We start from the raw sequence: 18,397 nt of genomic DNA on the forward strand, positions 1-18,397 counted from the left end.
AGGTCGGCAATCCCTTGCCGACGTATCGGCTCGGCAAAGGATTTTGTTGGAAGGGGCGTCCTGGCGCTCCCAGGACGGCCGTTTTGCGATTGGAAGGGTCGCGACTAAAGCGACCGTTTGCGATTGGGAAGGGATTGCCGACCTACCTATCGGGCTCTCTGACACCGAATCGGAAAATGCTCTAGGACTGAATCGGCCGGAAGTCCCGCCCGAAGGGAAACGCGATAACGGAATCAGCTTGATGTGCTGCAAGGCGAAAGGAATGCCGATGATGGTGACGGCCAGTACGGCTGCGCTGGCAAGGTGCGCGAGCGCAATTTCCCAGCCGAAAAGTAGCAGCCAGATCAGGTTGAAGATGATCCGCAAAGGGTTGTTCGCGCCGTCGAGTTCCACCACCTCTTTGCCGAACGGCGCGAATACGGCAAACCCGAGCTTGATCGACTGAACGCCGAAGGGTATGCCGATCAGGGTAAGGCAGAGGCCTATTCCCCCGATCACATATCCCAACCCGGTGATCAAACCACCGAAGATCAGCCAAATAATATTGCCCAGTAAGCTCATGACGACAGCGGCATGATTCGGAACCCTTCCTTTTCGAGTCGTTATCCGTGCGCTTGGTTCGTTACGGAATCCGATAATAAGGATAACAAACCGCGCAGCAAATCGATCGGGGTCGGCGGACACCCGGCAATGGCGAGATCCACCGGGATTACATTGGAAACCGCGCCGCAACTGGCATAGGACACGCCGAACTCGCCGCCGCAGACCCCGCAGTCGCCCACGGCGATCACCCATTTGGGATCGGCCGTCGCCTCGTAGGTTCGTTTCAAAGCGGCTTCCATATGACGCGAGACCGGCCCCGTCACCATCAGGATATCGGCATGGCGCGGAGAAGCGACGAAATGCACGCCGAAACGCTCAACGTCGTAATAAACATTGTTGAGGGCGTGGATTTCCAATTCGCAGCCGTTACAGGAGCCGGCATCCACCTGGCGGATGGACAGGCTGCCCCGAAAACGTTTGTCGATCACTGCCTTGAGCCTGGCGCCCTCGCGTTCGACGGCCTCGTCTTTTGAGGCTGGCGGAATGCCCTCCGTTAGCACTCCGGTTCGAAAAATTTTGCCATACAGTCGTAACATCGAAACCTCCAGGAGAAAGCTGTCAGCCATCAGCCATCAGCCATCAGCTGAAAACTGACTGCTGACGGCTCAAAGCTGATACCTATCTCAAAGATCATGACCGGAATAAGATCCGTTGACCGATTTATTGCAGACCGGAAAATCCGGCACGATGTTGCCGAGCACGAGTTTTTCCAGGGCCGGCCAATTGATGACGCTGGGATCGCGCGGGTAATAGCGGCTTATGCGGCCGCCCGCGCCGAAACGGACGTAGCAGAGAATTTCGCCTCGCCAGCCTTCCACGGCACCGAAGCCTTCGGCGCCTTCCTTCGGTGTTCGCCATTCCGAGACAAGGTCCCCGGAAGGGAGGCCGGCCAGCATTTGCTCGATCAAGCGCAGTGCGGCGCGCAGTTCCTTATAACGGACCCAGAATCTCGAGGCCACATCACCCTGGACTTCCACTGGCACACGTACCTTCAGACTTTCGTAAGGGGAGTAGGGGACATCGCGGCGCACGTCGAACCGCTGTCCGCTCGCCCGGCCCAGGTAGCCCAAAGCGCCAAGAGCAGAAGCCAGTTCGCCGGACAGCACGCCGGTGGTCAGGAACCGGTCTTCCAGCGACGAGTTGGCGTCGAGTATGGGCAGCAGTTCGTCCAGTTCCCGTCGCAGCGATGCAGTCGAATCCTGCATGCGACCAGCCGCATCCGGCGGGACATCCACGGATACGCCGCCCGGAACCAATGTATTCATCATCAAACGATGGCCGAACAACGCCCGATTTTCCCTAAGCCATAGCTCGCGCAAACGGCCGAACTGATAGTAGCCCGCGGCGAATCCCACGTCGTTGCACAATGCAGCCAAGTCCCACAGATGATTGATCACCCGCTCGCGTTCCGCCAGGATGCCGCGGATATAAGCCGCGCGCAGGGGAATTTCGACCTTGGCCGCGCGCTCCATCGCCATGCAGGCGGTCCAGCTATGACCGACCGGCGTATCGCCCGATACTCGCCCGGCCAGCTTGACGAGTCCTAACGGATCACGTCCTTCGGCGATTTTCTCGATGCCCTTGTGTACATAACCGAGTCGTTCCTCCAGGTGCAGGATGGTTTCCCCCACCGCCTGGAAGCGGAAATGGCCGGGCTCGATGATTCCCGCATGGACCGGGCCGACCGGAATTTCGTAGACGCTCGCGCCATGGGCCTTGAGGAAAGGGTAGTTGCTGTCCGGTGGCGTCGAAGGCGGCGGTTGTCCGTCGGCCGGGAAGTTTTTCCGCAAGGGATAGGCGTTTTCGTCCCAGGCCTGATGGCGAATCCAGCGCTTGGGGTCCGGGTGGTCGATGAAACGGATGCCGAACAGATCCTGGATATGCCGCTCCGCCCGATCCGCCGCCCAGTAATATGGCGCATGCGAAGGCAGGCTGGGCTCGTCCGGCGGCAGATAGGTTCGGAGGATCAGATAGCGCCCTTCCTTCTCGAGGCAGGCATTCATTGCCAGGTCGGAGCCGCGGTCTTCCGCCCATGCCCCGGCCCAGCGCCAGTTCTGCGCGCTCGCTTGCTGCGCGGTTTTGCCCCAGTCTTCGCTTTCGATCTCGGTCAAGTCGGCCGGCAGCAACGGACTGGGCGTGATCGGCAGGATTTCCACGCCTTCCGAACGTAGGGCCGCATCGAGCATTGCACGCGCGTCGAGGTTTTCCGTAATGATCGACTCCTGCCGGCCGGAATTCTTCGAGACGAATTCCTTAGACTGATTCACCGCGGCCGGCTCTCCAGTTGAATAGCTTGCGGCGGCGCGCCGCCAGCGGATGATCCGAATAGGCGTCGTATCGCTCCAGGCCATGAACTTCGCACCGGCCGCCTGCCGCAATATAGTCGTGACGGAAGTGTTCGATGAACTCCATGACGGTATGGTCGACCAGGGATGCGTAGGTCAGATCGAAAACGATGGTTTCGCCGGCCGGCAGTTCGGCCAGCTCATCCTTCAGGGCCAGAAAATTGGAAAAGATGGCCGCACCGTTGAGCTTGATCCGGAAGCCGTTCGTGTCCCGCATGATCCGATAGGAGAGCTGGAACAGATTCCCGAGTTTCACGCCTTGCCAGCGGTGTATCAGCAACTTGGCCGCAATGCCGATGGCAACCCCGATCAGGAGGTCTGTAGTCAAAATGCCCACGATGGTAATGATGAACAACGCGAGCTGTTCGAAGCCGATATCGAGCGTCTTGGCGAACGCCTTGGGCGAAGCGAGTCGATACCCGGCGTAGACCAGCAAAGCCGCCAGCGATGCCAGCGGAATATCGCGGATGAGACGCGGGAACAAGGCCACGAACAACAGCAGAAAGAGGCCGTGGAAGAAATTCGACCAACTGCTGCGCGCGCCATAACCGACGTTGGCGGAGCTGCGGACGATCTCGGCAATCATGGGCATGCCGCCGATCAATCCCGATAGCGTGTTGCCGACGCCGATGGCGGTAAGATCCCGATCGAGATCGGAGCGGCGGTGCTCCGGATCGAGACGATCCACCGCGGAGGCGACCAGCAAGGTTTCGAGACTGCCGATCAGCCAGAGACTCAAAACGGCATTCCAAAAGGCGAGCGTCCCGATTTTTGAAAAATCGGCGAAGACTAGGCTGTCCAAGAAGCTATCCGGAATATCGGCGAGAAATTGCGGAGTATTCACAAAGACATGCCGGTGCCAGGCTTCATTTTCGGGACCCTCGGAAAGGAGATAAAGCTCAGCCTGGTTCAAATCGAACGCCCGCCCCAGTATGAACCCGCTCAGAACGACCAGAATGGGCGCGGGAACCCTGCCGAAACCTTTGTTTCCCAGCAGCGGCCAGGCAAACATGATCAGAAGGCCGATGCCGCCGATCAGGAAGATTTCCGGATTGTAATGAAGAAGGCTTTGGGGAATATGCGCCAGACTCTGCACGGGCGTTTCGACGGCGGGTCCGGCGCCGACCAGGATATGGATTTGCCTCGCGATAATCATGATGCCGATGGCGGCCAGCGTACCGTGGGCAATGGCGGCCGGAAAGAAAGTCGCCAGCCGTCCCGCCCTGAAAATGCCCAGCAGGAATTGCAGAATGCCCGCCACGACGATCGCGGCCAGGGTGTAGCGGTAGCCGGCGAAGAGATCGCCTTCGCCCAGGGTATGAACCGCGGTGAACAAGACGGTGATCAGCCCGGCGGCAGGGCCCGTGATCGTCAGGCGGGCGCCGCCGATCCGGGAGACGACAAAGCCTCCGATAACGGCGCTGAGGATACCCGCCATCGGGGGAAATCCGGAAGCCATGGCGATGCCGAAGCACAAAGGCAGGGCGATTAGGAAGACCAGAAAGCCGGAGACCGCATCGGTGCGCCAGTTCTCGGCGAGATCGGTCACACTGCTTCGAATTGACTGAGGAATCCGTTTCAAAGGGGTGATGCTCCTGAAATGAGTTGAGTGGCCTGGCTGAACCAATCGCCCAAGAAGCCCGGAATGGATAGTCCGAGCCAGAGCACCAGAGCCAGGTGGATCATTACCGGCAACAAATTGGCCGGGATGGGCTTTTGGCCCTCCGGGACGTCCCCGTAGACCATGAGTTGCAAATGCCGGAACAGGCCGGCAAAGGCGACGCCGATGCCGATCAGAAGCAAAGGCGTCAGCCAGGGGTAATCGCGCATGGTGGCGATGAGCACCAGGAATTCGCTGGCGAACACGCCGAAGGGCGGAAACCCGGCGATGGCCACGGTGCCGATAAGAAGCCCCCAGCCGATGGCGGGCTGGGTCAGGATCAGGCCGCGAATCCGGTCCATGCGCTGGGTGCCGGCGAGCTGGGCGGCATGTCCCACGGTGACGAAGATCGCCGATTTGGTCAGCGAATGGGTGGTCATGTGGAACAGGGCGGCGAAGGTGGCCCAAGGGCTGCCGATGCCGAAGGCGAAGGTCATGAGTCCCATGTGCTCGATGGAGGAATAGCTGAACAGGCGCTTGATGTCGGTCTGCCGGTGCAGAAACAGGGCCGCCACCAGAAAGGACAGGAGGCCGAAGCCCATCATCAGATAACCGGCGACCTGGGTGCCGAGGGAGCCGTCCACCAGCATCTTGCAACGCACCACCGCGTACAAGGCGTCGTTGAGCAATAGCCCCGAGAGGATGGCCGACATCGGGGTCGGGCCTTCGGAATGGGCATCCGGCAGCCAGTTGTGCAGGGGCACGAGGCCGATTTTGGTGCCGTAACCCACCAGCAGGAACACGAAGGCCAGTCTCATGATATTGGGTTCGAGCGCGCCGGCGTTCACGTGCAGTACCGTCCATAGCAGCGCGTTGCCGCCTATGCCCAGTTTTTGTTCGGCGGCGAAATAAAGCAGCACCGTGCCGAACAGGGCGAGGGCAATCCCCACGCCGCACAGGATGAAATACTTCCAGGCCGCTTCCACCGACTCGGGCGTGCGGTACAGGCTGACCAGCAGCACCGTGGCCAGGGTCGCGCCTTCCATCGCCACCCAGAGGACGCCCATGTTGTTGGTCGTCAACACCAGGTACATGGCCAACATGAAGCCCTGATACATCGCATAGTACAGCCGCAGGCGCTTGACGTTGACGCGCCCGGTTTCCAGTTCGTGAGCCATGTAGGGGCCGGAGAAGATGGACGTGGTCAGCCCCACGAAAGCGGTAAGCACGATCAGATAGACGTTGAAGGAGTCGATGTAGAGAAGCTGACCCGAAGACAATCGGGGGCCGTGAACCAGCACGTCGATGGCGAGCCAGATCGAAGCCGCCAAGGCCCAGGCGTTGCAGTGCACATTGATGCGTCCCGCCCGCCGGCTGTCTGCCAGAAGTCCGAGAATCGCCATGCCAGCCAGAGGAATCACCAGAACGAGATAGGCCGCGATCATGGCTTATCTACCTCGGTTAGCTTGCTGAGCCGGTCCACGTCGAGAGAGTCGATACTCTCGCGGATCTGGAAGAAGAACACGCCGAAAACGACCGCGGCGACCAGGACATCGGCCCCGACCCCCAATTCCACCACCATCGGCATGCCGTAGGTGGACACCACGGCCGCGAAGAACAATCCGTTCTCGATGGACATGAAGCCGACCACATGAGCCACCGCCTGCCGCCGGGTGATCATCAGCAGCATGCCCAGGAGGACGACGGCCAGGCTCACAGCAATGGCGTTGAGCGTCACCAGGGGCGAATGGGCGACGACGGGAAGACTCACGTAATAACTGAAGACCACCAGGAACGCCCCGCCCATCATTACCCTCGCCGGATGCTCGATCGTGTCGAGTTCACGGTGCAGTCCCAAGCGATAGATCATCCGGTGCAGCATGACAGGGATGAGTATGCCTTTGAGCAGAAAGCTCAAACCCGCCGAAATGTAAAGATGGGGAAAATCCAGGACGCCGGCGACCATGGCCGTGGTCGCGGCGAGCAGGATGCCCTGGATGGCGAATACCAGGACCAGTCTGACCAATCGGGACTGGCCGAGCATCAGGAACGAGGTCAGCGCGATGAGTCCCGCCAGCAGCAGGACTGCTTGGCTGTACAGGCTGAGTTCGGCGAAATCCATTAGCGAGCCGCCTCCAGAATGATGTGGCTGAGCATGCCGAGAACGCTGAGAAGGTAGGCGAAGCTCAAATACTCCTGCACCCGAAAAATACGCATCTTGGCGAACAGCACCTCGGAAACGGCCAGCATGACCGCCAGTACGGCGAGCTTTAGGGTAATTACTCCGAGACCTAATGCCAGCGCATTCACAGTGAAGGTTTGGGCGATCCCCCACGGAAAGAAGATGTTGGCGATGAGAACGCCATAGAGCATGAGTTTGATCTGGGATGCCCACTCGATCAGAGCCAGCCAGCGACCGCTGTATTCCAGGATCATGGCCTCGTGGATCATGGTCAGCTCCAGGTGGGTGGCAGGGTTGTCCACGGGAATGCGTCCCGTCTCGGCGATCGCCACCAGCATCAACCCCCCGAGGGCGAACACGAAGGACGGGCGCAGCACCAGTCCGGTGTCGAGCACGAAGTTCACGGCTTGGGACAGATTGGTGGTATGCGCGCTCATGGCCAGGGTGAACACCGCCATGAGCATGGCGGGCTCGGCCAGAGAGGAAATCGTCATCTCGCGCGACGAACCCATGCCGCCGAAGGCGGTGCCGACGTCCATGCCGGCCAGCACCAGGAACATCCGGCCGAGGGCGAAAAACCCCACCAACACGATGACATCGGCGATGCGCGCCGTGGGCAAATGAATCGCCGCCAGGGGGACAGTGGCCGCCGCCAGCACGGTGGATGCGAAGACGATGTAGGGGGCGGCACGGAAGATCCACGAGGCTGGATGCGGCACGATGGGCTGCTTCCGGTAGAGCTTCCGCAGATCCCGGTAAGGCTGGAACAGAGAAGGGGCCTTCCGGTTTTGCAGCCGGCACTTGACCCGCTTGATCCAGCCGGAAAGCAAGGGCGCCAAGGCGATGAAAAGCAGAGTCTGAAGTATTGCCATCAACCAGGCCATCAGCTCACCACCCACAGCAGAATGATCAGGGTAAAAAAAGCGTACCCGAGATAAGTGCGGATATTGCCGGTCTGCACGCGCCCGACCCAGCGGGCCAATCGGGTGACGGCCCGTCCCGACGGCTCGTACAGAACCGCCCAGGCGCGATCCAACACCTGGAATTGATATCGAAGCCCCGTCACGCGTGTGCCCGCAGGTCCTTCGGTTTGTTCTTCGACCGTCTCGCGGGTATCGAACACCGGCTCGAAAATGCGGCGTATCGGCATGCTGAATGAGCCTGAGGTGTACTGGGTACGAGGAGTCAATCCACCGAAACCGCAGTCCCAGGGTTCGGCCCGGCGCGGCTCAAGACCGGTGCGGCGGTAAAGGAGGTAATAGCATAGCCAGCCCACCGCCACGGTGCCCAGGAGGACTAGCGCCGGCGAATACGCCGCCACCTCCGGCGACACTGGCGTCAGCCATAGCCAGCCGAGAGCCGAGATGTTCGGCAGCACAAATCCGGTCAAGGATTGCGTCAAAGCGCCTAGCGCGTTGATGAGGGGCATCGGCAAAACGCCGAACAGCACACAGCAGGCGGCGAGTAAAGCCGGCCCCGCCAGCATGCCGGGGTGGCGGATCTCACGGGCGCGAGCGATGTGGCGGGAGCGGGGAAGCCCCAGGAAAGCCACGCCATACACCTTGACGAAACAAGTGGCCGCCAATGCGGAGGTCAGTGCCAACACCGCGCTGGCAGTCGGAATCAGGCTGCGGAGTATGCCGCTTTGGATGCTGCCGGCCTGCAAGGCCGTTTGGAATATCAGCCATTCGGAAACGAAGCCGTTGAAAGGCGGCAGGGCGGAGATGCTCAGCGTGCCGATCAAAAACAAGGCCGCCAGTTTCGGCATGCGGTGGATGAGACCGCCCATGTTCTCAAGGCTCTGTTCATGGGTTTGATGCAGGATGGCGCCTGCGCCGAGAAACAGAAGGCTCTTGAACAAGGCGTGGTTGAGCGAATGCAGTAACGCCGCCACCAGCCCCAGCGTTCCCAATAGGGATTGTCCGCTGCTTTGGAAAATCAGCGCAAGACCCAAAGCGGTGAAAATGATCCCGACGTTTTCCACCGACGAGTAGGCGAGAAGCCGCTTCAGGTTTTGCTGCTGCAACGCATAAAGAATCCCGAGCACGGCTGACGCCGATCCGATCAGGAGGACCAGCACGCCCCATTGCCACAAAAGAGACGGCAGTAAATCGAAGGTGAAGCGGATGAAGCCGTAGATCGCGATTTTCAGCATCACCCCGCTCATCAAAGCGGAAACGTGAGACGGCGCGGCCGGGTGGGCTTCCGGCAGCCACGTATGCAGGGGGACGAGCCCCGCCTTCATGCCGAAGCCTGCGAGCGCCAGTGCGAAGGCGATGCTCGCCCACAATGGGTTCAGCGCCGCACTGCGCAAAGCCTCGAACGTCAATCCACCGGAAAATCCCGCGAGGACGCCGAAAGCCAGAATGATCGCGATCGCCCCGATTTCCGCCATCAGCAAGTAGAGAAAGGCTGCGCGGCGATGGGCCGCGTGCTCGTGCTGGTAGGCGACCAGAAAATAACTAGCGACCGACATCAATTCCCAGGCAATCATGAATAGGAAGGCGTCGTTGGCGAGCAGTACCAGTTCCATGCCGGCAACGAACAGCCCGGTGAAAAAACCGAGGACCGAAAGCTTGTGTTTGCCGTGCTCGAATTCCCGAACGTAACCGGGACCGAACAAGCTGGCGGCGATCAGAGGAATGCCGAGCACGCAAAAGAAGAAACCGGCTAGCGGGTCCAGCGCCAAGTGCCAGTTCAGCCAGGGCAGACCGAAGGGCAGCGTCACGGTGCGGGTGGCGCCGCCGAGGAGCGCGATGAGGCCGGCTGTTACGGCGAACCCGCCCGATGCTCCCAACAGAACGAAGGGCATTGTCCGCGCCAGACGGGAAAAGCGACCCGGGGTAAGTCGTTCGTTAGTCCGCGCCGGACGGAAAGTCGCTTGCCCGACCCATCGCAGCATTCCGTGCCATAACAAGCCGTTCGGCCCCGAGACCAGTGCTGCAAGGGCGGACAGCAGCGCAGCCAGGACCGAAATGCCGGCTAAAAATAGGGACATCGGGGACGGGGATTTGTAAACCGCATGGGAAAAGCCGCATGCAATTCCGTTGCCAACAAAACGTCATCCATCATTTCAAGCACCTACACCTATCCCGCGGCCGCATTAGGTTGAAAACACCCGCTATAAGCGGTGATACATGTTCAATAGCACCATCGAAATGGCGCTCTACATTGCATGTTGCGACGATGTCGAGTCCCGTCCGAGTGGTAAATCTTAAAACAATTAACATCTTATGTGCATAAGAAGTTATCGGAACCCATATTGCGTGTTTGACACTGCTCATCTATCCCGATAAAAAAGCTACTTTCGAACGTTCGTGCGTGGACCGCGATGTTACTTGTTTGCAAATGGTGAGCAGGTTGATCCGGGAAGCTTATGGGGCCGGATTGGAAGGAACACGTATCCGAAGGTCGGCAGAGCGAATCGTAACGCCGCGCCTTCGATAAAGATCGAAAAGTTCGTAGTAGTCGCGGATCAAGTCGTCCGTTTGTTGTAAAAACGCTGTCTTTGGTCGTAGTATCGGCTTGGCGTGGGGGGATGTGGTGTCACTATTCGTTGACCGAATAACCGAGTTCGCCCGGAACCGCCGGAAAAAAATGCGCGGGAGTTTCCTTAAGGAAGCTCTGATTAAGTCCTTCGACAGGCCTGTCCTGAGCCGAGTCGAAGGGCTCAGGACGAACGGTAAGGTATTGATTCCGTTCGTGGTGAGCTTGTCGAACGCTCTCCTGAGCCTGTCGAAGGGCATGAACGGAATCCACTTGTTCAGAGCTTCCTTAAAGCGAAACGGAAAGCCTAGCCCAGCTAACAGGGTTGGTTTTTTGCAGTATCGGCGTGTCTCGATTCCCATAGCGAAAAAATAAGCCGAAAAACCGCCGTTTTTCGGTTTATCGCATTTTCGGCAGGAGGATGTCGGAAAACCAGGATGACAGTCCTCTGCTAAAGTTAAGCCGACAATTCATTGTCGGTCCTCTCTTCAGAATAAGAACAAGAAAAGGTGTTGCTTGAGGATGATGTCTAAATCCACCGGAAATTTGCACCGACTGATCGGGTGCGGGTGGGTTAGCTTTCTCCTATCACTTGCACTTGCGGTAATCGTTGCCCTTGGCTGTGCCGGCAAGCCCGTCATGGCAGGCGAGCCCAGCCCCAAAATTTATGCAGCGGAAGAGCGAGCTGATTCACTCTCCGCTGACACCCTGCGCGAAATCTTCTTCATGCGATTGACGAGTTGGCCTGATGGCACGCCAATTCGTGTTTTCGTACTGCCGGATAAACATCCTCTGCATGTCCGTTTTTCCAAGGAAGTGTTGGGTGTCTATCCCTTCCAGCTACGCGCGGCATGGGACCGGCTGGTTTTTTCGGGGACAGGTTTAATCCCGCATATGGTCGAGACGGTCGGAGAAATGCGCGAGATGGTTCGGGCGACTCCTGGAGGTATTGGATATGTTGACAAATAGGGGTTTTCTAGGGAAGGCGCTGGCCATGCGGATCGTCGGTCCTCGAACGATCGCGCGTATGGCTGCAACGGTCGCCTGCTTTTTCGTATCCGGCGTGGCAGCGTCGCTGGATTTCAGCACTATTGACTGGCAGTTGCATGGTTTTGCGAGTCAAGGATTTACCTATACCACGAGCAATCAAGTGTTCGGCGCGAGCCGTGGCGGCAGTCTGGATTTCACCGAAATTGGCGTCAACGGATCCGTGCGATTGCTGCCAAACCTGTTGTTTTCCGCTCAAGGGCTCTATCGCAACGCCGGAGGTTCCGATCGGGAGGATTTTCGGCTCGATTTTGCCCAAGTGGATTACAACGGCACGTTTCTCGACTCGGCTTTAACGCTTGGGGTGCGGGCGGGGCGAGTCAAAATACCGTTCGGACTATACAACGACACTCGGGATGTGGTCTGGACCCGGCCTTCGGTGATTCTGCCCCAGTCGGTTTATTTCGACACGCTCGGGCTCAGGCAGGCGATGATCTCGGCCGACGGAGGACTGCTGTATAGCCGCTATAACTGGGGCGATCATCGCTTCAATTTGGAATTCATGGTCGCGGAACCGCAGGATGATACCGGCGATGCCACCGATTTCCTCACCGGCATGCTCAACTCGCCCGGTAGAATGGATGGGCGTCCCTTGTTTCTCGGGCGAGCCGTCTATGAGTGGATGGGCGGGCGGGCGCGTGCCATGTTCAGCGTGGTCGACCTGGACCGTGACTTCAGGTCGCGTGCAAGCGGAGTTCCATCCGGCAACATCCAGGCTTTATATCCTTTGTTCTCTCTGCAATATAATGCAGAGCGCTGGTCGTTGACTGCGGAATACGGTTGGGTCGATGCCCGTCGCAGTGGTTTTACACCGGTTCCCATAGAGAATACCTCGGAGGGGTTTTATGTACAGGGAGAGTACCGATTGAGCGATGACTGGTCGGCCGTACTTCGCTATGACGTTTTTCATGCGGACCGTGACGACCGAAGCGGTCGTTCCTTGGCCGAGCAAACCGGCCAAGCACGCCACCGCTTTTACGCTTATGATCTTGCCGTCGGTGTCCGCTGGGAATTTGTGCGGAATTGGCTGATTGCGGCGGAATACCACAACGTGGAAGGTACCGCCTGGCTCTCTCCTCACGACAATTCCGACTTGCTGAGAGGCGGGGGAGATCCTCACTGGGATCTCTTTTCTGTAATGGTATCGTTTCGTTTCTGAAGCCGTTGCTGGAAAGGATAAATGAGGAATGACACAAACCGTTTTTGGACATTGCGCCGAAAAGGGTTTGTACTGTTGAGTCTGCTCTTGTTGACGCTCGGTGTCGCTTTCGGCGCACTGAACCATTGGAATTTAAGGACTCAATTCAAAAACCAGCAAGCCGTTCGCAACGCGGCTCTTAGGACTGAATTCAAAGAGCTTATAGAGCGTTCGGCCGACCGCTTGCAACGCCTGGGCGTGGTGCTTGCTTCGCTCGGTAGGTTGGATCGGTTCATCACGGCGCCGCGCGAGAATCAAACCGCTGCCCGTTTGCAGGGATTTTTTTCCAGCGTACGGTACGAATTGGACGTCGAGCGGATCGAGCTGTTCGATGCGGCAGGTAATTCAGTTCTGAGCTGGTCTTCGTCAATGGCGAACGCGGTTCCACAAGACCGGTTACAGGACGTTTTGAGCCGAGTCCTCGAAACGGAGCAGCCGATGACAATCTTGACCTGTCAACCGGGTTGCAGCCTTCATGCTTTTGTTCCGTTGCTTTCTGCGGGACGAAATGTAGGCATCCTTTCTCTCAGCCAGATGATTACCGATCTGGTGCTGGACTTTTCGGCGGGTGCCGGAACGGCTGTCGCAATCCTCGTGGCCTCTCCGGGAACCGGCGAAAAGGTTCTGGAAGCCTGGGGCCTGCGTGTTGCTGCGTTGTCCAATCCGCAACAGCTGGAGCCTTTCTTGAGGAATCTCGCCGAGCACTATCCGGGGCCGGATATGCTCACAGCCGACCAATGGCTGGAATGGAAGAAGAAAAAATTCACGGTTTATGCTTCGCCGCTGAACGACATCCTGGCGGGTGGCGAGACCGGCCAACTTATGTTCATCGTGGATGCTAGCGCTTCGGCCGCGGCGCTCGACCAGGCCAATCGGGACGCCCTGGTTGTCGTCGGGATGTCTTTAGCCATAGCCGAAGTCCTGCTGTTGGTATTGCTGCATGCTCCGCTACGGCGCATTCAACATCTTGCATCGACATTGCCATTGCTGGCTCACGGCAACTATCACAAAGTCAACGAGCGGCTAAAGACGCTCAGCCGCCTGGTCGAATGGAAAGACGAAATCGACATCCTCTATGCCACGTCCATCCGTTTGGCTCATCAGATCGAAGAGCATCAAAACACCCTCGCGGCGGAGAGGGACTTTATTCAAGGGCTGCTGGACAACGCCCAGGTTTTGATTCTGACTCAAACTCGCGACGGCAGAATTCGTACGGTTAATGAATTGACGTCCCAGATCTTGGGACGTCCCGGCGAGACGCTCAAAAACGCCCGATTCGTCGAACTGATCGAAATCGATAACGAAACCAGTGATATCGCCCGGAATCTCGAAAAGCTGTTCTCCAACCTGCTGCATCGTCTGGAACACGAGTCGGTCCTGACCTGCTGCGACGGCACCAAGCGGCATATCGTATGGGTGCATACGCGTTTGGGCTTGGAGCAGGAGAACGGCATTGCCGTGCTGTCCATCGGTTTGGACGCTACTGAAAGAGTCCAGGCCGAATCCCGTATACGCTGGCTGGCGAACCACGATTCATTGACCGGGCTCCACAATCGGCTCTGGTTCAAGGACGAGCTGGAGCGGAGTTTTGCCGAGGCGGAGCGGAACGGTACCCCGGCGGCCCTGCTCTTGTTCGACCTGGACCATTTCAAGGACGTCAATGACAGCAGCGGACACGCTGCCGGCGATGCGCTGCTGTGCCTTTTGGCCAACGAGCTGCAGGCGCGGGCACGCAAGTCGGATGTTCTGGCTCGCTTGGGGGGCGATGAGTTTGCCGTTCTGATGACCGGTACCGATCGGTCGGGAGCAGAGTACTTTGCTCAGGATCTCAATCAGCGCTTGACCGAGAAGCCTTTCCGCTTCGGCGACCGAAGCTATCGCATTTCCGCGAGCATAGGTATCGCCCTGATTCCGGAGCATGGCAAGGATGTGGAAGAGCTTATGGCGAACGCCGACGCGGCCATGTATCAGGCAAAAAAAGCAGGGCGAGGACGGTGGCATTTGTTCTCGCACTCGGGCGAAGAACGCGCTCAGATCAGTCACCGGGCGTATTGGCGCAACGTTATCGCCCAATCTTTGGATCAAAAGCGTCTATTTTTTCATTATCAGCCCGTAGTGGACGTGGCGACGGGGCTTGTCGCTTATCACGAGGCGCTGCTTCGCTTGAAGCTGGACGACGGACGCATCGTTCTTCCGGGTGAATATATGGACGTCATTTTGCGTTCGGACTTGATGAGCGCCATCGATTCATATGTCACTCGGGAGGCGATCGAAATCCTTGGCAAGATTCGTTCGGCGCGCCTTTCGATTAATCTTTCCGCTGCCGCGCTGACCGATCCGGGATGGGCGGAGCCGCTCAAACAAGCGGCGCGCGACGGAGTCTTGGCTCCGGAACGTTTATTGCTCGAGATCACAGAGACTGCCGCGATCGCCGATTTAGAGGCGGCTCGGCGGATTATGGACGAATTAACCGATATTGGCTTCGGATTCGCGATGGACGATTTTGGGGCCGGGTTTGCGTCCTTTCATTACCTAAGACACTTGCCGATCAAGCATGTGAAGATTGACCGTTCATTTATCAGCCGTCTAGCCAATGACGATGACGACAAAGTGTTTGTCAGCGCCCTGACCACGCTCGCTCATGGCTACAGGCAAAAAATCGTCGCCGAAGGAGTTGAAAATGCGCAGACACTAATTCGGCTTCGAGAATTAGGAGTCGATCTGGTACAGGGCTTTTTTATCGGACGTCCCGATCGACAGTTAAAGCCGGCAACAATGTCCGTGATCGATTTACCGTTGGTTGGATCGTAAGCGGCATCCGCATACTACTTTTATCAACTAATAATTATGAGCACGATCACGCTACCCGAATTTTACTGTCCGTTTCCCTCGCGCCTCAATTCTCATGCCGAAGCGGCTAATCGTCATACCCTGGCGTGGGTGAGGCGTTTCAATTTGGTTACCGACGATCGCGAATGGCAGCGGCTGGAAGCTTCCAAATTCAGCTGGTTGGCAGCCCGCGCCTATCCCGATGCTCCTTACGAAGGACTTAATATCGTCTCGGATTGGAACACTTGGCTATTCATTCGCGACGATCAATGCGACGAGTCGGGTTTCGGGCGGAGTCCGGATAAACTTGCCCATTTTCATGAGCGGTTGACTGAAATTCTTACCGGTCGCGAGCCTAACGAAACGGATCTGCCGCTTGCTCGAGCACTGCACGACCTTTACCTTAGACTGCGGCAAATAGCAAACGACGACTGGATGTGCCGGTTTATACTCAGCGTCGTCGAATATTTCGAATCCTCGGTTTGGGAAGCTAAAAACCGTGCAAGCGGAATTACGCCGGACCCGCTAACGTATGTGACGATGCGCCCGTTTACCGGAGGACTTTATACCGATATCGAGCTGATAGACGTCGTGGAAGACATAAGTCTGCCGCTGCACGTGCGCAAACACGATACGCTGCAGAATCTGATCCGGATGGCGAACAATGTGGTTTGTTGGTCCAACGACATCATTTCTTTCGCCAAGGAAGTCCAGCACAATGATGTCCATAACCTGGTCGTGACGTTCCAGCACCATCGTCGGTTGTCTCTTCAGGATGCAATTCAGCAAGCGGCGGAGCTGACGAATAGAGAAGTCCGCAATTTCATCGCATTAAAAGAGCAATTGCCCACGTTCGGAGCTGCGATCGATAGCGACGTTCAGCGTTTTGTCTCGGTTCTGTGCTCGTGGATGCGCGGCAATCTCGATTGGTCCTACAGCTCGGGGAGATATGTAGTGTTGATCGTCGGCAATGGCCCGAAATGATGAATAGAAAAACAGATGCCCCATGCGGTGGGGCGGATTGATCTCTGAACCAATATGCTTTGGACGCTCCGGCCGGCGCATTCCGGTGCGTCCAACCGGCGTCTCTAGGATTGTCTGACCGCCGGCTTGCGTCGATTCGTTAGACGCCGCTGCGATTGGCAATCGGAAATTTCACGTTTCGTTTTTTCCCGTGCCTCCGCTTGTGTGGGGGTGTCAATGACCGTCGATATCCCGCGGCCAACCGGCGAAACCGGCGTGTCCGAGTCGGTTTGAGACCGCTCGACATCGGCTCCTGTAAGTGCCCGAAGCTGCGCCAGCTCTCTAGCTGTGGCATCGAGTTTCTCTCGGAGTTCGTGTATCAACTGATAGAGCTGTTCGAAATGAATCTGGAAGTACCGTGCCGACGGAAATGCTGGCGGGACCGGCGCGTCTGCTTGTATGGCTGGATCGCATTCCTGGCGCCTGAGTCTGGGTGTCATCTGTTTCTCCTCTCGATCGTGAAATCACCGCCTCATGGCTGGGAAATGAGGCGGTGCCCCCAGTCGGCTAAGCACTAATGTTTTGATAGAGCAGCAGTGCTGTTGGCGTTTGAAAAGAAGAACGACCAAGCAAAATTCGCCGCTTGAGCAACGGCTCCCTTAACCCATATCTAGGGGGCCGATGCAGTAAAACTGTGGAAACACCGCGAGTCCGAAAGAACACTTTTCACGAATGGAGCGCGGCGATGCCGCCAAAGCCGGCAGAGCATGACGATTGAGCGATGTCATGACTCTTGAGCATGAATGTTTCCATAAAAGGCAATCGCCATGCCACCCTCCTCAAGTGCTTGATGGGACGGCATCCGCGTCGGCTGATCCATCGGTGCGATCAGTGATTGGTGTGGCAAAACACACAATCGATGTGACTTTTGCCCCGCCCGGCGCATCGCGGTCTCGAATACAGCCATTTTCTGTGGGTTGAATAGTGTGACCGTCGGGGTTTCGGTTCGAGACGTACTAGCGTGCCGGAACTTAATCATTCCATCGAGAACGTTCCGGTCGTGTAAGTGCCGTTTCGATGTAACCCATTTCTCACCTCGGGGCGGATGTAAGCGAGAAGTTCCAGGCCGTTTTCACCGCTGCCAGGCGGCGACGAGTTTGAGGCAGGCGCGGCGCCATTCGCAGTCGGGAACGGTGCATTGGAACCGTTCCTCGGTGCGGTAACAGGGGGTGCGCTGCTGGGCGCGTTGGACAGCCCGGACCCAGGCGGCCGGGGGCGGCGCGTCAGGTTCATCGGGTGCGGGGCGGGCAATCCGAAGTGGTGGTGCGGCATCCATCGGGCGGTCCATCCATGCAAAAGAGAGCGCCGCTCGCAGGCGGCGCCGGCAACCCAGTGAGGCGAATAGCACAGGCGCGGGCGGACGGCGGGCGCGGAGGAAGAGGGGGCTCCGCGCCCAAGCGCCCGCCCGGCGCTACCAGAAGACAGTGCAAGACAGGTGCCAGCCGTCAGGCCCGAGAACGCGGGCGCTCGCGCCAACCGCCGGTCGGACGGTGCGGGAAACGGCTGAGTGCGGTTAGGCTTTTCACCCGGCGCCACGCTTCAGTCGGTGTAATCGGAGGGGATGATCGCCGCCACCTGGCGCGAGCGCGGGCCGAGCGTCACCGGCATCTGGCCGCTGACGAAGGTCGCGGTGGTCCGGATGATCACCGGCAATGCCGGTATCGCATCGACCAGGGGAATCACAGGGATCGGGTCGCGGTCACGATCGAGGCGCGCCGCTGTCCATCCTCATCGGGTGGAACGTGAGCATGATTCCCATGGCCGTGATCAGGACGCCGAGGTAGGGGATGTTGGCCGCGACTGTGCCGATCACCGTCAAATGGCGGGGCAGCTCGGTTTCGAGGAACTGGCTGGTGGTGTACTGGTCGAGCTCGACGCGGCGGTAGAAGAATCAGAGGTCAAATGCCATGGCGACCCCGCAGAGGCAGGCTAGAGCATTTTCCGATCCGGTATCAGGGAGCCCGATAGGTAGGTCGGCAATCCCTTCCCAATCGCAAACGGTCGCTTTAGTCGCGACCCTTCCAATCGCAAAACGGCCGTCCTGGGAGCGCCAGGACGCCCCTTCCAACAAAATCCTTTGCCGA

Annotated in this window: 14 protein-coding genes; 5 read left to right on the top strand and 9 right to left on the bottom strand. The window is 58.2% G+C overall.

Annotation, left to right across the window (positions count from 1 at the left end; translation table 11 throughout):
* From ABJK70_RS08125 to hyfB, 8 genes are all read right to left on the bottom strand, one after another.
* Positions 1-561: YccF domain-containing protein (locus ABJK70_RS08125; RefSeq protein ID WP_347257736.1), on the bottom strand; the 561-nt coding region annotated here is incomplete at its 3' end.
* Positions 562-602: 41 nt separating this feature from the next.
* Positions 603-1,139 (bottom strand): NADH-quinone oxidoreductase subunit NuoB, encoded by a 537-nt coding sequence (gene nuoB / locus ABJK70_RS08130; protein WP_077730527.1) that lies wholly within the window; start codon positions 1,137-1,139, stop codon positions 603-605.
* 87 nt (positions 1,140-1,226) lie between these two features.
* Entirely contained in the window at positions 1,227-2,870 is a 1,644-nt protein-coding gene (locus ABJK70_RS08135; protein ID WP_347257737.1) for an NADH-quinone oxidoreductase subunit C, read from the bottom strand.
* Entirely contained in the window at positions 2,857-4,497 is a 1,641-nt protein-coding gene (locus ABJK70_RS08140; RefSeq protein ID WP_240507017.1) for a SulP family inorganic anion transporter, read from the bottom strand. The genes ABJK70_RS08135 and ABJK70_RS08140 overlap by 14 nt, the downstream gene beginning before the upstream one ends.
* Before the next feature lie 29 nt (positions 4,498-4,526).
* Positions 4,527-5,993: a hydrogenase 4 subunit F gene (locus tag ABJK70_RS08145; protein WP_077730503.1), complete on the bottom strand. Its 1,467-nt coding sequence runs from the start codon at positions 5,991-5,993 to the stop codon at positions 4,527-4,529.
* Positions 5,990-6,670, bottom strand: a complete 681-nt coding sequence (locus tag ABJK70_RS08150; protein ID WP_347257738.1) for a formate hydrogenlyase — start codon at positions 6,668-6,670, stop codon at positions 5,990-5,992. The genes ABJK70_RS08145 and ABJK70_RS08150 overlap by 4 nt, the downstream gene beginning before the upstream one ends.
* Positions 6,670-7,614, bottom strand: a complete 945-nt coding sequence (locus ABJK70_RS08155) for an NADH-quinone oxidoreductase subunit H (protein ID WP_077730505.1) — start codon at positions 7,612-7,614, stop codon at positions 6,670-6,672. The genes ABJK70_RS08150 and ABJK70_RS08155 overlap by 1 nt, the downstream gene beginning before the upstream one ends.
* The gene (hyfB, locus tag ABJK70_RS08160) at positions 7,614-9,728 is read right to left on the bottom strand and encodes a hydrogenase 4 subunit B (protein ID WP_347257739.1); all 2,115 of its coding nucleotides are present in this window, start codon (positions 9,726-9,728) and stop codon (positions 7,614-7,616) included. Before hyfB ends, ABJK70_RS08155 begins: the two co-directional genes overlap by 1 nt.
* Before the next feature lie 1,010 nt (positions 9,729-10,738).
* Between hyfB and ABJK70_RS08165 the strand changes: the two genes are divergently transcribed.
* The 4 genes from ABJK70_RS08165 to ABJK70_RS08180 are packed head-to-tail and all read left to right on the top strand — an operon-like array spanning position 10,739 to position 16,274.
* Complete coding sequence (locus tag ABJK70_RS08165) at positions 10,739-11,185, top strand: substrate-binding domain-containing protein (protein WP_240507015.1); 447 nt, start codon at positions 10,739-10,741, stop codon at positions 11,183-11,185.
* Positions 11,172-12,422: a hypothetical protein gene (locus ABJK70_RS08170; protein ID WP_347257740.1), complete on the top strand. Its 1,251-nt coding sequence runs from the start codon at positions 11,172-11,174 to the stop codon at positions 12,420-12,422. Before ABJK70_RS08165 ends, ABJK70_RS08170 begins: the two co-directional genes overlap by 14 nt.
* Positions 12,423-12,443: 21 nt before the next feature.
* Positions 12,444-15,272 carry an EAL domain-containing protein gene (locus tag ABJK70_RS08175; RefSeq protein WP_347257741.1) on the top strand — a complete coding sequence of 943 codons (2,829 nt, stop codon included), beginning with the start codon at positions 12,444-12,446 and terminating at the stop codon, positions 15,270-15,272.
* Between the two features lie 36 nt (positions 15,273-15,308).
* A complete protein-coding gene (locus ABJK70_RS08180; RefSeq protein ID WP_347257742.1) occupies positions 15,309-16,274 on the top strand; it encodes a hypothetical protein in 966 nt (321 codons plus the stop codon).
* A gap of 104 nt (positions 16,275-16,378) precedes the next feature.
* Here the strand turns inward: ABJK70_RS08180 and ABJK70_RS08185 are convergent, their stop codons facing one another.
* Positions 16,379-16,753 (bottom strand): hypothetical protein, encoded by a 375-nt coding sequence (locus ABJK70_RS08185; RefSeq protein ID WP_077730509.1) that lies wholly within the window; start codon positions 16,751-16,753, stop codon positions 16,379-16,381.
* Between the two features lie 1,121 nt (positions 16,754-17,874).
* Here ABJK70_RS08185 and ABJK70_RS08190 point away from each other — a divergent pair.
* Complete coding sequence (locus ABJK70_RS08190) at positions 17,875-18,246, top strand: hypothetical protein (RefSeq protein ID WP_240502528.1); 372 nt, start codon at positions 17,875-17,877, stop codon at positions 18,244-18,246.
* Positions 18,247-18,397: the final 151 nt, after the last annotated feature.

Origin of the sequence: Methylocaldum sp., from assembly GCF_039794385.1 — a bacterium.
Classification (GTDB): domain Bacteria; phylum Pseudomonadota; class Gammaproteobacteria; order Methylococcales; family Methylococcaceae; genus Methylocaldum.